Raw genomic sequence first — 255 nt, 5'->3', positions numbered from 1 at the left:
ACGAGAACCATGCTGATCTGCAGGTCATTCGCGAGATATTTGAGCAGATTCAGCGATGCGCGCTGCTCTCTATACGTACCGGCGAGCAGATGATGTACCTCATCGACAATCAGTACCCTGGGCGCCATGCGGCAAAATGTCACGAGTGAGTCTCTCCAGCGAAGCAAGACCCGCTGCGGGATTGTGGGGAGCGCCGAGTTCGAACAGCAGGCCCGAGTAAGACCTGTGCTGATCAGGTGTCGGAGGCATCTGCAT

Annotated in this window: 1 pseudogene; it reads right to left on the bottom strand. The window is 56.5% G+C overall.

Going from position 1 to position 255, the window contains the following annotated elements:
* Positions 1 to 255, bottom strand: a pseudogene (locus VSR34_RS39200) (TniB family NTP-binding protein); the annotation flags it as partial.

Source organism: Paraburkholderia sp. JHI2823, assembly GCF_038900695.1.
GTDB lineage: Bacteria > Pseudomonadota > Gammaproteobacteria > Burkholderiales > Burkholderiaceae > Paraburkholderia > Paraburkholderia mimosarum.
Note: the sequence above shows the minus strand (reverse complement) of the source record. Positions and strands in the feature narration are given on the sequence as shown.